A 13781-nucleotide genomic window follows, 5' to 3' on the forward strand; every position below is an offset into this window, starting at 1 on the left:
AGGGGCCGAGCCCCTGCGCACTTCCGCGGTGCGGGTTACTGGGCCTGCCAGGCGTACCAGCGCTTGGCGACGACGTCGCGGTTCTCTGCCCACCAGGCCATGTTCAGGTTGATCTGGCCTTTGGTGAACTGATCGGGCAGGGTCTTGACCGCCGCAGGGGACATCAGCGCCTTCGAACCGAGGTTGACCGGGGCGTAGGCTGTGTCCGTCGCGAAGTCGGCCTGCCCCTTGGCACCAGCGGCATAAGCCAGGAACTTCATCGCCTGGGCCTTGCGCTTGCTGCCCTTGGGAACGACGAGCACGTCGGCGGCTGTCAGGCTTTGAGTCCACGACACGTCCACGTTCTGGCCACTGCTCTCGACAGAGTGCACGCGACCGTTCCAGAACACGCCGATGGGCGCTTCCCCCGAAGCCAGCAACTGCTGCGACTGGGCGCCTCCCGTCCACCACACGATGTTGCCCTTGATGGTGTCCAGCTTCTTGAAGGCGCGGTCGAGGTCCAGCGGGTAGAGCTTGTCGGCAGGCACGCCGTCGGCCAGCAGGGCCAGTTCTAGCACGCCAGGGGCGGACCATTTGTAGAAGGTGCGTTTGCCGGGGTAGGTCTTGGTGTCGAACAGGGCCGAGAAGTTGGCGGGGGCCTTGCCCTTGTAGATGTCCTTGTTGAAGGCCATCACGAAGGCGTAGTAAAAGCTGCCCACGTGGTACGGACCGGAGAAACGCGGGTCGAGCTGGGCCTTGGGGACCACGCTGTAGTCGATCGGCTCGAGCAGGCCATCCTTGGCGGCCTTCGCGGCAAAGTCGGCCTCGACGTCGACCACGTCCCATGTGACGTTGCCGCTCTCGACCATGGCCTTGAACTTGCCGTAATCGGTCGGACCGTCTTGCTGCACGGTGATGCCCGTGACCGCAGTGAAGGGGACGGCCCAGTGTTTCTTCTGGGCAGCCTGGGTGGTGCCACCCCAGCTGGTGAAGACGATGCCGTCTTGCTGGGCTTGCGCGCTCAGGCTGGTGGCGCCCAGCAGGCCCATCACAAGGGTGGCGATGGCGTGACGACGGGGGGAGCGAAGGGTATCGGTCATGGTCGTGTGCAGGTTGGGGTGGGGCGGAAGAAACAGGGGCTCAGGGCAAGGGGGAGAAGGAAGCCGGGCGCATGACCTTGCTGTCCATTTCCTCGATCAAGGCCTGGATGTGTGGGAGGAAGGCTTGCCAGGCTGGGTCGGCAGCCAGCGTGGCGCGGCGACGGTCGCGTTCGTCCAGGCTCTGGAAAGCCCAGATGTGCACGATCTGGTTCTGGGGTCCGATGTCGGACTGGAAGTACCCGACCAGGTGGCCGAGGTGCGCGCGCTGGATCGCGATGCCTTGCTCGCCCACCAGGGCCAGGTAGTTGGGCAGGGCGCCGACCTTGAGGCGATAGGTGCGGATCTCGTAGTACATGTTCAGCGCATCACGAAGGGGTCGGGGATGGGAGCGTCCGAGGTGTTGATCCAAACGGACTTGGTGCGGGTGTAAGCCAGCGCGGCTTCCATGCCACCTTCGCGGCCCAGACCGCTTTGGCCGAAGCCGCCGAAGGGCACAAGCGGAGAGACGACTCGGTAGGTGTTGACCCACACGATGCCGGCGCGCAATTCGCGGATGAGGCGGTGGGCCCGCGTCAGGTTGGTGGTGAACACGCCCGAAGCCAGACCGTAAGCGCTGTCGTTGGCCAGCGCGATGGCCTCGGCTTCGTTGTCGAAGCGGATCACGCTGAGCACGGGACCGAAGAACTCGGTGCGCAGGCTCGGGATGTCGGCGTGCGGACAGTCCAGGATGGTGGGCGCGACATAGTGGCTGTCGGGCGCGAAACCTTCTGCCGTGCCGCCGCCGCACACCAGCGTGGCACCCGCATCGATGCTGGCCTTCACGGTGCGCTGAAGGTGCTCGACCTGCTTGCGCGTGGCCAGCGGTCCCATCTCAGTGGCCAGATCTTGCGGGCTGCCGATGCGGATGCGGGCGGCCTTCTCGGCCAGCATGGCCAGCAGGCGATCGGCCACGCCACGCTGCACCAGCAGGCGCGAGCCAGCCACGCAACTCTGGCCGCTGGCACCGAAGATGCCAGCGACGATGCTGTTGCAGGCGCTTTCCAGATCGACGTCGTCGAACACCAGCACGGGCGACTTGCCACCGAGTTCGAGCGAGGTGTCGGCCAGGTTCTCGGCCGTGTTGCGCACGATGTGCCGCGCGGTCTCCGGGCCACCGGTAAAGGCCACCTTGTCGACCAGTGGGTGCGTGGTCAGCGTTTGGCCGCAGTCGTGGCCAAAGCCAGTGATGACGTTGACCACCCCGGCGGGGAAGCCCGCTTCATGCACCAGCTTGGCAAAGGCCAGCAGAGGCGCCGGGCCTTCTTCAGACGCTTTGAGCACCACGGTGCAGCCTGCTGCCAGTGCGGGACCCAGTTTGACGGCCGAGAGAAAGAGCTGCGAGTTCCACGGCACGATGGCGGCCACCACGCCCAGGGGCTCACGGCGGGTGTAGGCCTCCATGTCGGCCTTGTCCACCGGCAGGTGGCGGCCTTCCATCTTGTCGGCGAGGCCCGCGTAGTAGCGGTAGTACTCGGCCACGTAGCCGATCTGCGCACGGGTTTCGCGGATCACCTTGCCGGTGTCGCGCGTTTCCAGCTCGGCCAACATCGTGGCGTCGCGGGTGATCAGATCCGCCAGCCGGGCCAGCAACTTGCCGCGCGCACTGGCATGCAGGCCGCGCCAGGGAGACGCTGTCAAGGCCCGGTGGGCTGCTCGCACGGCACGGTTCACGTCTTCCGACGTGGCGGCGGGCATGCGGGCCCAGGCCTGGCCGGTGGCCGGGTCCACGCTGTCGAAGTGCGCGGTGCCCGGCTCGAATTGGCCGTCGATGTAGTGCTGGAAGGTCTGCAGCATGGCGGGCCTGAGTGGGTTCATTGGAAGGCGGGAACGACCTGGGCGATGAAGCGTTCCAGCGTGCGCTTCTTGGTCTCGAAGGGCATGCAGTTGTCGATCCAGAAGCTGTACTGGTTGTAGCCCTGGGCTTCGTACGACTTCAATCGGGCGATCACCTCATCGGCCTGACCGATCACCAGCGTTTCGCGCAGCTTCTCGGGGGCGTACTGCGGGAAGGCGTCGAGGTCTTCCTGGCGCAGCGGCTCCATCAGCCCTTGCTCGATCGGGCGTTCCTTTTTCACCCACTTCATGAAGTGGCAATAGAAGGCCTGCAGATCCTTGCACGCCTGGTTGACTTCCGCCTCGTCAGCACCGACGAAGGTGTGCATCAGCAGCATGATCTGCGGGCGCGGCACCTCGGGGTGGGCCGCACAGGCAGCGTTGAAGCGGTCCATCAGAGAGGCCACTTCGGCGTCGCCTGAGGCCAGCGGAGTGACCTGTACATTGCAGCCGCTTCCCACGGCGAAGTCGTGCGAATGCGGGTCGCGGGCGGCGATCCACATCGGTGGCCAGGGCGACTGCACCGGTCGGGGCAGCGGGGTGGTGGCCGGGAACTGCCAGTAAGGCGTATCGGCGGATGCATTGCCCTGGAACAGCCTTTGCAACAGCGGCACCATGTCGCGCATGCGGGCGCCGGCCTCCATTGCGTCCAGCCCCGGGAACAGGCGTTCGTATTCGAACATGTAGGCGCCGCGGGCAATGCCGAGGTCCAGCCGGCCCTTGCTGAGGGCGTCGACGAGCCCCGCCTCACCAGCGAGCTTGATCGGGTGCCAGAACGGCGCGATGACGGTGCCCGTGCCCAGGCGGATGGTCGACGTCTTGGCAGCCAGGTGGGCGAGGTTCACGAAAGGGTTCGGTGCAATGGTGAACCCCATGCCGTGATGCTCGCCGACCCATGCGGCCTCAAAGCCGCCCCGCTCGGCGATCTGCACCAGCTCGGTCATCTCATCGAGTTGCTGCGTGATGGGGGTCTGATCGTCGTAGCGCTCGACGTGCAGGAAAAGAGAGAACTTCATGATCGGGCTCCAGTCAGGTCAAGTCAGGCGGTGGCCAGGGGGCGCACTTCGCCCGCGTCCTGGTTGCCGATGTAGATGCCGAAGGCGTCCTGGGCACGCTCACGCGCATAGCGGTTGAGCATGGCCTGCAGGGCGGTGTTGGCCAGGTTGAGTCGCGGTAACTCGGCCACCGGGATGCAGCGCAAGGCATTGTCCTTGGGGGGGTGTGCGCTGCGGCCGCGGTACACGATGCGCGAGCCGGTCGGCGTGTCAAACACCGCGAAAAGGAAGTCGACCGAGGCCTGTACGCCATGTTGCTTCAGCGCGTCCAGCAGGCCAGCCACATCTCCTGAGGTGGGCAAATCCAGACCGTCCGGTCCGGCACTCAGCAAGACGCCATCCGGGGTCTCGATGAGGGCGGTGGTGCGTGCCTGGCGAGCCAGGGCTTCCTGCGCGGCCTGCTGCAGCTGGAAGCCGACATAGGCTCCCTGGCAATAGCCCAGCGGTCGGGCCGTGCGCTGGCCCATGTCCTGTACCTGCCCGATCAGGATGGTGTGGTCGCCGGCATCCACACGTTGATGCACAGTACAGTCGAACCAGGCCACTGCCCCGGCGATGAGCGGGGCACCGGTGGTGCCCGGGTGCCACGCCGCCTGGCTGAACTTGTCGGGCGACTTGGAAGCGAACAGACCACTGATGTCTCGCTGGTCTTCGGCCAGGATGTTGATGGCAAAGCGGTCAGCTTCCATGAACACGGGGTGGCTGGCCGTGGTCTTACCCAGGCAGACCAGCACGAGGGCTGGATCGAGCGACACCGAGGTGAATGAGTTGGCCGTCAGGCCGCGCGGCGTGCCGTCGGTGTCGACCGTGGTGACGACCGTCACACCGGTCGGGAAGTTGCCGAGGGCTTGCCGAAAGGCTTTGGGATCGATGCTCATGCGGCCTCCAGTTTGTTTGCGCGGGCCTCCGCGGCCAGCAGGAAGGGGAGCAACTCCCCGTGGACTTGCGGGGCACCGGTCAGCCCCATCATGTGTCGCTCACCGGCCAGGACCCGGCACCGGGAGCCCGGGACTGCGGCGGCCATCGACTTGGTCATGTCCGGTGTGGAATTCGGATCGAACTCGCCGGTCATGAACAGGGCGGGGGGCTGCAGTTCAGTCAGTCTTCCAATGTGGGCGCGGTCGCTCGTGGCAAACAGGGCATAGGTGCGGGCATAGCCTTCTGCGTTCACGTCTTCAAGCAGGCGCTTGCACAGCTGTGCCGTTGTTTCCAGGTAAGGCGGGATCGGCTGACCAAACCAGCGTGCCAGCGTGGCCGCGATCCCGCCCTGTGTGTTGGACGTCTGCAGGCTGCGCACACGTTCCTGCACAGCCTCCCGTTGGGCGTCGCTGCGGTTGTAGACCGCATTGAGCGCGCTGACGCTCAGGCAACGTGCCGGCTCTCGCAAGGCAAATTCCAGTGCCACCAGCGCGCCCATGGAGTGGCCCACGATGTGAGCACGAGGCAGGTCCAGCTGGTCAAGCAGACGCTTGACCTGGTCTGCATAGTCCGCAAGTGCCGGGTTTTCCGGCGGGAGCGGGCTGCGGCCATGACCGAGCATGTCGAAGGTCACCACGGTGCGATCTCGGGCGAAGCCCAGGATCTGGGGCACCCACACGTCCTGCTGCATGCCGACGCCGTGTATGAACACGATGGGCGTCCCTTGTCCATACACCGCATAGCTGGTCCCGTCGGGCAACAGACCGCGGGCGCGGCTGGGGGGCGGCTGGAGTTCAGGCATTGTTTTGCAGCTCCGCCATGTCCTTGTAGCGGTCACCAATGCGGTGGTGTGGGCGGCCGCCGATGGAAGCGCCCAGTGCCACGACGATTTCGTCGGGTGCTGGCGCATCGGTGATCGAGAACTGGATCGTCAGATAGTGCGAGCGCATGCCCTCGTCGTGCTTGTGCATCAGGGGAATGGCGATGGGACACGCCGGCCCGCCCCGCACGTTGGTGAAGCTCAGGAAGCTTTTAGCGCCCACGGCGTTTCGGTAGTGGTTGCCGAAGCGGAGCGTATGGGTCAGGGCGGAGGCGTGTTCGACTTCGCCGGACGTGCCGACGATGGCCGCTTTGCCGTAGGCCTCCACGGCCTCGCCCGAGCCGGCCATGCGGATGATCTCCCGCGTCAGCAGTTCACCCAGTTGCGGCGCGATCTCGCGAATCTCGGGCTGAAGGTCCTCCACGAAGCCTCGGCCCGCCCAGGGGTTGCGCAACACTGCCGCAGCGGCAAACAGGCGCAGGGGTTTGGCGGCCACCTTGCCGCCTTCAATGAGGGTGTCTTCCGTATAGGTGACGACTTTGCGAAGGGCGAACGTCATGAGCAGATTCCTTGGTTGTTGGCGCTTTGTATGTTGGTATACCAAGCTGTTGGTGAGTGGATTTGAGCAGAGAGATCTCAGCCTGTGATCCCGGGATTTACCCGAGCTTCTCTCCAGGTATGTGGTTTGGAAGTGCTGTCCTAAACAGCTTTTAAGAAAGTGGTGTCGTATGGCATACCAAGCATGTATCGGGCCTGCTTTTGCCACGTGTCGGTGCTCGGAACATGAGAGAGGTGAAGCACCGGTGATGGCGATCTGCAGTGGCACTTCAGCTGGTGCCTTGAACTGGTTCGGTCTGCCTCGGCTCGGTGCACGGCGGGCAGCCGTGGTGCACCGGCTCTGAAGCAGCCGCATACCGACCGCATCGTCCGAGCATGAAGAAGGCCCCCATGCGGTCGCAACCGCATGGGGGCCTACGTGGCCGAGAGATAACGTCTTCAGTGGGCCATTAGCCGGTCTGACCCGGCACCCAGCTCGTGCCGGCCAGCGGCACCTGGGCCATGGCCGCGGCCTCCACCGTCAGGGCCACCAGGTCTTCCGGCTCCAGATGGTGCACGTCCTGCTTGCCGCAGGCGCGGGCCAGCGTGGTCAGCTCCATGGTCAGCGTCTTGAGGTAGTTCTTGAGGTGCTTGGCACCCCATTCCGGCTCCAGGCGCTTTTCCAGCACGGCGTCCTGCGTGGTCACGCCCACCGGGCACTTGCCCGTGTGGCAGTGGTGGCAGAAGCCGGGCGCGGTGCCCAGCGCGGCGTAGTCGGCCTCGGCGCTGTGCTGCTGGCCGCCTTGCTGGTAGGTGTCGCGGTTGCAACCCAGGGCCATCAGCACGCCCTGGCCGATGGCCACGGCGTCGGCACCCAGGGCCAGGGCCTTGGCCACGTCGGCGCCGGTGCGGATGCCGCCCGACACGATCAGCTGCACGGTGCCCTTCATGTCGAGGTCTTCCAGCGCGGCCACGGCCTGGCGCACGGCGGCCAGGGTCGGGATGCCCACGTGCTCGATGAAGCAGGTCTGCGTGGCGGCGGTGCCACCCTGCATGCCGTCGACCACCACCACGTCGGCACCGGCGTGCACGGCCAGCTTGACGTCGTTGTAGACGCGGGTGGCGCCCACCTTCACGTAGATCGGCTTTTCCCAGTCGGTCAGTTCGCGCAGTTCCTGGATCTTGATGGCCAGGTCATCGGGGCCGGTCCAGTCGGGGTGACGGCAGGCCGAGCGCTGGTCCACGCCTTCCGGCAGGGTCCGCATCTTGGCCACGCGCGGGTTCACCTTCTGGCCCAGCAGCATGCCGCCGCCGCCCGGCTTGGCGCCCTGGCCCAGTACCACCTCGATGGCATCGGCCTTGCGCACGTCGTCGGGGTTGAAGCCGTAGCGCGAAGGCAGGCACTGGTACACCAGCGTCTTCGACGAGCGACGCTCTTCCTGCGTCATGCCGCCGTCACCGGTGGTGGTCGAGGTGCCCATGGCGGTGGCCGCCAGGCCCAGGGCTTCCTTCACGTTGGCCGACAGCGCGCCGAAGCTCATGCCGGCCACGGTGATGGGGGTGTCCAGCACGATGGGCTTCTTGGCGAAACGGGTGCCCAGCACGGTCTTGGTGCTGCACTTCTCGCGGTAGCCCTCCAGCGGGTAACGCGACAGCGAGGCGCCCAGGAAGACCAGGTCATCGAAGTGCGGCAGCTTGCGCTTCGCGCCCAGGCCGCGGATCTCGTACAGGCCGGTGTTCGAGGCGCGGTGGATGTAGTCCAGCGTGCTGCGGTCGAACGACGCGGATTCTTCGCGTTGCAGGCGCTTGAAGGTGATGGGGTGTTCGGTGCTCATGACAGGGCTCCTCAGTAGGTTTGATCAGCGTCTGCGTTCCAGTGGTACAGCGAGCGAGCGGAAGCCACGCGCTTGAAGTCCTGCGGCTTGTGGTTCAGGCCCGCGGCGGCCAGCAGCTCGGTCAGCGCGGTGATGTCGCTGTCGCCCAGCGGCTCCAGCTGCGCATCGGCGCCCAGGCTCTTGATCTCGCCCTTCACGTAGATCACGGCTTCGTACAGCGAGTCGCCCAGAGCGTCGCCGGCGTTGCCGCAGATGACCATGCGGCCGGCTTGTGCCATGAAGCCCGAGAAGCTGCCGACCGAGCCCCCCACCACGATGTCGCCGCCCTTGAGCGAGATGCCGCAGCGCAGGCCCGCATCGCCGTCGATGATCAACAGGCCACCGTGGGCCGAGGCCCCGGCGCTGTTCGAGGCAAAGCCCTTCACGTGCACCTTGCCGCTCATCATGTTCTCGGCCACGCCGGTGCCGGCGCTGCCATTGATGGTCACGTCGGCCAGCTTGTTCATGCCGGCGGCGTAGTAGCCTGCGTGGCCATCGATGGTCACCTTCACCGGGGCGTTCAGGCCCACGGCGATGTTGTGGGCGCCATCGGGGTTCACGACGGTGATGTGCTGACCGGTCAGCTCGGCTGCCGGGCCGTGCAGGTGCTGGTTGAGCGGGCGAACGCCACCCTGGCTCAGGTCAAAGGTCAGGCTTTCCATACGTACATCTCCTCAGGGGCAGGTTCAAAGACGGTGGCGTGCTTCACATCGGGCAGGTGGGCCAGCGAGCGGAACTCGGAGGCAATGGCCACGTAGTCGTCGGTTTCGGCCACCACGGCCGGTTTGCAGGCAAAGGGGTCGCGGATCAGGGCCAGTTCGGTCGAGGTGCCCATCAGGAAGGTGAAGAAGCCATCCAGCGCTTCGAAGCCCTTCTGCAGCGCGTTGTGCAGGGTGTCGCCTTCGCGCAGACGCCACTCCAGGAAGCGGCACGCCGCCTCGGTGTCGTTGTCGGTTTCGAACTTGATGCCACGCGGCTCGAGCATGCGGCGCACGCCGTTCGGGTTCGACAGCGAGCCGTTGTGCACCAGGCAGAAGTCTTCACCGGCGGTGAAGGGGTGCGCGCGGTCCGGCGTCACGGCCGACTCGGTGGCCATGCGGGTGTGGCCGACCAGGTGGCTGCCTTGCAGCTGGCTGAACTGGTAGCGGGCCGCCACTTCAGCCGGCGTGCCGATGTCCTTGTACAGGTCGATGCTGCGGCCCGTCGACAGCAGGTGCAGCTTCGGGCCGTAGGCCTTGACGAAGGCCTTGACCGGCTCGGCCGCACCTTCGAAGGTGATCACGGCGTGGTTGGCCTTGACGGTGGCTTTGGCCTGCACCTTCAGTTCGGTGTTGAGCGCGTCCAGCATGGCCGACCAGTTGTAGTCGCTGCCTTCCTCGGTCAGACCCGAGTACACGCTGATCTTGCGCAGGCCCGCGGGCAGCGGGTCGGTGAACACGGCCAGGCCGGCCGAATCGGGGCCACGCTCGGTCATGCCGATGAGCATGGGCACCATGAGCTCGCCGAGCTGGCTGCGCAGCGCGGGCTTCTTGAGGAGCAATCCAACGATTCCACACATGATGGGTCTGTTCCTTCTTCAGAAAAATTCCAGGTATTGCTTGACTTCCCAGTCCGAGACATGGCGCTGGTACTCGATCCACTCCATGCGCTTGAGCTTGAGGAACTCCTTGGCGACCGGGCCCAGGGCGCCGGTGATGAGTTCGTCGGCTTCCAGCGCATCCAGCGCGGCGCCCAGGTTCTGCGGCAGCAGGCCGATGCCGGCTTCCTTCAGCTGTGCATCGCTCCACTCGTACAGGTTCACGTTGCGCGGGGCACCCGGGTCCAGCTTGCGGTCGATGCCATCCAGGCCGGCCGCGATCACGGCGGCCGTGGCGAGGTAGGGGTTGCAGGCGCCGTCCGGCAGGCGCAGTTCCAGCCGGCCCTTGGGCACACGCACCATGGTCGAGCGGTTGTTGTCGCCGTAGCTGATGTAGGCCGGGGCCCAGGTGGCGCCGGTCAGCGAGCGGCCCACCACCAGGCGCTTGTACGAGTTCACCGTGGGGGCGCACAGCGCGGTCAGGGCCGGCGCGTGGGCCAGCAGGCCACCCAGGAAGTGATAGGCCATGGGCGAGAGTTCCAGCCCGTTGGCGTCGGCCTTGTCGCAGAACAGGTTGCGCTTGCCATCGCCGATGGACAGGTGCATGTGCATGCCGTTGCCCGGGCGGTTGGCGAAGGGCTTGGGCATGAACGAGCACACCAGGCCCATCTCGTTGGCGATCTCGGCGGCCGCCATCTTGAAGAACACAAAGTGATCACACGAGGTGAGACAGTCTGTGTAGGTGTAGTTCAGTTCGAACTGGCCGTTGGCGTCTTCGTGGTCGATCTGGTAGACGTCGATGCCGGTGGCGCGCATGACGTTGGAGAGCTTCTCCAGGTAGGCGCGGGTGCGCGACAGGCCCTTGTAGTCGTAGCAGGGCTTGGCCAGCGTGTCGCTGGGGTCGCAGGGCTCGATGCTGCCTGACTCGGTCCGACGCAGCAGCGAGAACTCGGGCTCCAGACCGGTGAACATGGTCAGTCCACGCTCGGCCAGGCGGGCCACCTGCTTTTTGAGCGTGACGCGGCTGTCGTAGACCCAGGGCTCACCTTCCACATGGCCTTCGCACACGATGCGCGCCAGGCCGGGCTGCCAGGGCACCAGCGAGACGGTCGAAAGGTCGCCCTTGGCCATGAAGTCCGGGCCATGCGGCTCGATGCCGACGCCGCAGATGGCGAAGCCGGCAAACCCGGCACCGTCGGTCAGCACGGTCTCCAGATGGGCCACTGGCACCGACTTTGCCTTCGCCACGCCGTGGATGTCGACAAACTGGGCCAGCACGTAGGACACGCCCTGGGCGCGCAGGTACTGCTGCGCTTCTTCGACGGTGTCGAAGCGTGCAGGGGGCACGAGTTCGCCGGGCGGGGCATCAAGGGGAAGGGGGATGGCAGCGTTCAAGGCAGGCTCCTTCAGATGTGGGGACCGGGCTCAGTCCCGGTGCGGTGCGCGCTGCTTCATGGGAAGGAAGCTTATCGCGGTGTTTCCTGTAATGCAACTAGTGTGCCTACAGGGAAACACCATTTTGGTGAACGAGGCGCTGCGTTTCAGGTGTCCACGTACACTGCGTTCACGGCAATGTTCTTGAGGAGTGAGGCTTGGATAGGGACCAGAGCGGCAACCTGCCATCACTGGAAGAAACGGTGGGCGCAGCCATTCGCGAGCAGCGACAGCGGCACAGCCTCACCCTGGCGCAAGTGGCCGAACAGGCCGGCATCAGCCGCGGCATGCTGTCCAAGATCGAGAACGGGCAGACCACCGCGGGCATGGACACGCTCGCCCGCATCGCGCGCGTGCTCGGGGTGTCGATGTCGATGCTGTTCAGCAAGTACGACGCGACATCCAGTTCGGCGCAGCACATCAAGAAGGGCGCTGGCATGGAAGTGGTGCGTCGTGGCACCAAGAGTGGGCACACCTACCACCTGCTGGCGTACGACCAGGGTCCGGTCAAGCTGTTCGAGCCTTTCCTCATCACCATCGAAGACGACTCCGAGCGCTACCCCACTTTCGAGCACCCGGGGCACGAGTTCCTCTACATGCTGGAAGGCAAGATCGAATACCGGGTCGGGCAGGAGACCTACCTGCTCGAACCCGGCGATTCGTTGTCATTCGAAGGGGAAGTGCCGCACGGGCCCGAGCGCCTGGCCAAGTGCCCGATCAAGTTCCTGTCGGTGATCGTCTACCCGCGCCAGGCCGAGTGAGTGTGGCCTGACGGGGTGAACACACTGTCTCACTCGGTGAGCAAGGTGTGCAGCAGCAGGCTGTCCGGCTCGGTGGCTCGCAGCATGAGCTTGTGCTGGCCGCCACGCCAGTGCAGCCCTTCTTGCGGGCCCAGGTGGATCAGGCCGGGCAGTGGCTGGCCGGCGAGCGTGTAGCCGCCGCGAAGCACCCATACCAGGCTGTGGCCCTGCTCTGGAAGGGCCAGTGCGCCGTGCAGCAGGTGAACGGAGGCCGAGACCCGGCCCCGTGCCGTCATGACGTTCCAGAACAGCGTGTCGCGTTCCGGGGCCGTGTTGTGCAGGGACAGCTCGCCGCCGTAGTGCGCCCGGTCGCCTCGCTCTGACAGGGCCCACTGCTGGTGCGGCGCCACCAGCGAGACCGGTCCGCCATCGACCAGCACCGTGGTCCGGTCCATGCCTGGAAACGCCGAGAAGGGCGCCGCCTCAGTGATCTCCGCCAGGCTCACGCGCCACGACGGTGCGCCCGCGGGGCCGCCCTGCGCCACCGGCCGGGTCCACCCCTTGCCGTTGCGCCACCGCTCGCGCGGCAGGGCGGCCAGCGACAGTTGGGTCAGGCCCTTGGGCAGGGCCACGACGTGCGTGATCACTCAGGACACCGCGCCCAGGCCGTACTTGCCGGTCAGCAACTGACCGGTGCTGAAGCGCTCGAGCGCATAGGGCGCCAGCGACACATCGGTCGGCAGGCCCAGTGCCTCTTGCGCCAGCACGCGGCCGACCGCCGGAGACAGCTTGAAGCCATGGCCCGAGAAGCCGTAGCCCACGATCAGGCCCTGGATGCCCGGCAGGCGGCCCAGCACCGGGTTCCAGTCAGGGGTGACGTCGTAGACGCCCGTCCACGACGAGGCCAGGCCGGCGGTCTCGTAGGCCGGGAAGCGCTCGGCCACCTGGGCACCGACCTCGACCACGTAGTCCATCGAGATGTCGCCCTGCTCGTTGTCCGGCACGGCCAGTGTCTCGCCGACGATGCCTTCGCTCACCAGCATCTGGTTGCCGCCATAGCTGCGGCAGTACAGCATGCCGGGCGAGCCCAGGTCCTTGAACACAGGCATCTTGAAGGTGTAGTGGGCCTCGGCGCATTCCAGGGCCAGCACGGCGTGGCGCTCGGGCACCACGGGTGTCGGGATGCCGGTCCAGCGCTCGATGTCGGTGGCCCAGATGTTCTGCGTGCTGATGACCGTGTTGCTGCGGAAGGTGCCCTGCGAGGTTTCGACGCCGCAGACGCGGCCGTTGTCCACCAGCAGCTTCTCGACGTTGACGCCTTCCATGATCTTGACGCCCAGGCGGCGCGCGGCGCGGGCAAAGCTGGTGGCCACGAGGTAGGCATCGGCAAAGCCGGCTTCAGGCTCGTAGCCGATCAGCGCAGCGTCGTCGAAGTGGGCAATGGGCAGCAGCGAGCGGGCTTCCTCCTGGCCCAGGAACTGCACTTCGATGCCCATGGCACGCTGCCCCTCGAGAGCCGACTGCAGCGGAGACAGCTTGGGGCCGTCCGGTGCGCAGATCAGGTAGCCGCACTTGACCAGGCCGGATGCGGCATCCTCGTCTTCCAGGTAGGCTGAGAAGTCGGTGAAGACCGACCACGAGCGCTTCGCCAGCTCCACGTTCTCGATCACCGAGTAGTGCGTGCGCAGGATGCCCGAGGACTGCGTGCTGGTGCCCGCACCGATCTGCGACCGGTCCAGCACGAGCACCTTCTTCGCGCCGAAACGGGCAAGGTGGTAAGCAACCGAAGAGCCGATCACACCGGCCCCGATCACGATGGCGTCATAGCTTTCCATCGTCAGCCTTTCTGGGTTCAAGAGGTTTGGAATGGCTTCAG

At 65.9% G+C, this 13781-nt stretch carries 14 protein-coding genes; 1 reads left to right on the forward strand and 13 read right to left on the reverse strand.

Features of this window, described 5'->3' with window-relative positions; genetic code table 11:
• Positions 1 to 35: 35 nt before the first annotated feature.
• The 11 genes from DEH84_RS18595 to glnT all read right to left on the reverse strand — a co-directional run bounded on the left by DEH84_RS18595 (position 36) and on the right by glnT (position 11078).
• The gene (locus DEH84_RS18595; RefSeq protein WP_109038699.1) at positions 36 to 1079 is read right to left on the reverse strand and encodes an ABC transporter substrate-binding protein; all 1044 of its coding nucleotides are present in this window, start codon (positions 1077 to 1079) and stop codon (positions 36 to 38) included.
• Positions 1080 to 1119: 40 nt separating this feature from the next.
• Positions 1120 to 1434: an NIPSNAP family protein gene (locus DEH84_RS18600; protein WP_109038700.1), complete on the reverse strand. Its 315-nt coding sequence runs from the start codon at positions 1432 to 1434 to the stop codon at positions 1120 to 1122.
• A 2-nt stretch (positions 1435 to 1436) separates the two neighbouring features.
• A complete protein-coding gene (locus DEH84_RS18605; RefSeq protein WP_109038701.1) occupies positions 1437 to 2912 on the reverse strand; it encodes an aldehyde dehydrogenase in 1476 nt (491 codons plus the stop codon).
• A gap of 17 nt (positions 2913 to 2929) precedes the next feature.
• A complete protein-coding gene (locus DEH84_RS18610) occupies positions 2930 to 3967 on the reverse strand; it encodes an LLM class flavin-dependent oxidoreductase (RefSeq protein ID WP_109038702.1) in 1038 nt (345 codons plus the stop codon).
• A gap of 23 nt (positions 3968 to 3990) precedes the next feature.
• Positions 3991 to 4884, reverse strand: coding sequence for a flavin reductase family protein (locus tag DEH84_RS18615; protein WP_109038703.1), 894 nt, complete (start codon positions 4882 to 4884; stop codon positions 3991 to 3993).
• A complete protein-coding gene (locus DEH84_RS18620; protein ID WP_109038704.1) occupies positions 4881 to 5726 on the reverse strand; it encodes an alpha/beta fold hydrolase in 846 nt (281 codons plus the stop codon). Before DEH84_RS18620 ends, DEH84_RS18615 begins: the two co-directional genes overlap by 4 nt.
• Positions 5719 to 6303, reverse strand: coding sequence for an amino acid synthesis family protein (locus DEH84_RS18625; RefSeq protein WP_109038705.1), 585 nt, complete (start codon positions 6301 to 6303; stop codon positions 5719 to 5721). The genes DEH84_RS18620 and DEH84_RS18625 overlap by 8 nt, the downstream gene beginning before the upstream one ends.
• Positions 6304 to 6751: 448 nt before the next feature.
• Positions 6752 to 8116, reverse strand: coding sequence for an FMN-binding glutamate synthase family protein (locus tag DEH84_RS18630; RefSeq protein WP_109038706.1), 1365 nt, complete (start codon positions 8114 to 8116; stop codon positions 6752 to 6754).
• Between the two features lie 11 nt (positions 8117 to 8127).
• Positions 8128 to 8817, reverse strand: a complete 690-nt coding sequence (locus DEH84_RS18635) for a GltB/FmdC/FwdC-like GXGXG domain-containing protein (RefSeq protein ID WP_109038707.1) — start codon at positions 8815 to 8817, stop codon at positions 8128 to 8130.
• Positions 8805 to 9713 (reverse strand): class II glutamine amidotransferase, encoded by a 909-nt coding sequence (locus DEH84_RS18640; protein WP_109038708.1) that lies wholly within the window; start codon positions 9711 to 9713, stop codon positions 8805 to 8807. Before DEH84_RS18640 ends, DEH84_RS18635 begins: the two co-directional genes overlap by 13 nt.
• Positions 9714 to 9731: 18 nt before the next feature.
• A complete protein-coding gene (gene glnT, locus DEH84_RS18645) occupies positions 9732 to 11078 on the reverse strand; it encodes a type III glutamate--ammonia ligase (protein WP_109038792.1) in 1347 nt (448 codons plus the stop codon).
• A 245-nt stretch (positions 11079 to 11323) separates the two neighbouring features.
• On the opposite strand from glnT, the gene DEH84_RS18650 reads away from it, so the two are divergent.
• Positions 11324 to 11926: a helix-turn-helix domain-containing protein gene (locus tag DEH84_RS18650; RefSeq protein WP_109038709.1), complete on the forward strand. Its 603-nt coding sequence runs from the start codon at positions 11324 to 11326 to the stop codon at positions 11924 to 11926.
• Between the two features lie 29 nt (positions 11927 to 11955).
• On the opposite strand, the gene DEH84_RS18655 is transcribed toward DEH84_RS18650, so the two are convergent.
• On the reverse strand, positions 11956 to 12552 hold the full coding sequence (locus tag DEH84_RS18655) for a HutD/Ves family protein (protein ID WP_109038710.1): 597 nt from the start codon (positions 12550 to 12552) through the stop codon (positions 11956 to 11958).
• Complete coding sequence (locus DEH84_RS18660; RefSeq protein ID WP_109038711.1) at positions 12553 to 13740, reverse strand: NAD(P)/FAD-dependent oxidoreductase; 1188 nt, start codon at positions 13738 to 13740, stop codon at positions 12553 to 12555.
• Positions 13741 to 13781 lie beyond the last annotated feature (41 nt).

This window comes from Aquabacterium olei, from assembly GCF_003100395.1.
Lineage (GTDB): Bacteria > Pseudomonadota > Gammaproteobacteria > Burkholderiales > Burkholderiaceae_C > Aquabacterium > Aquabacterium olei.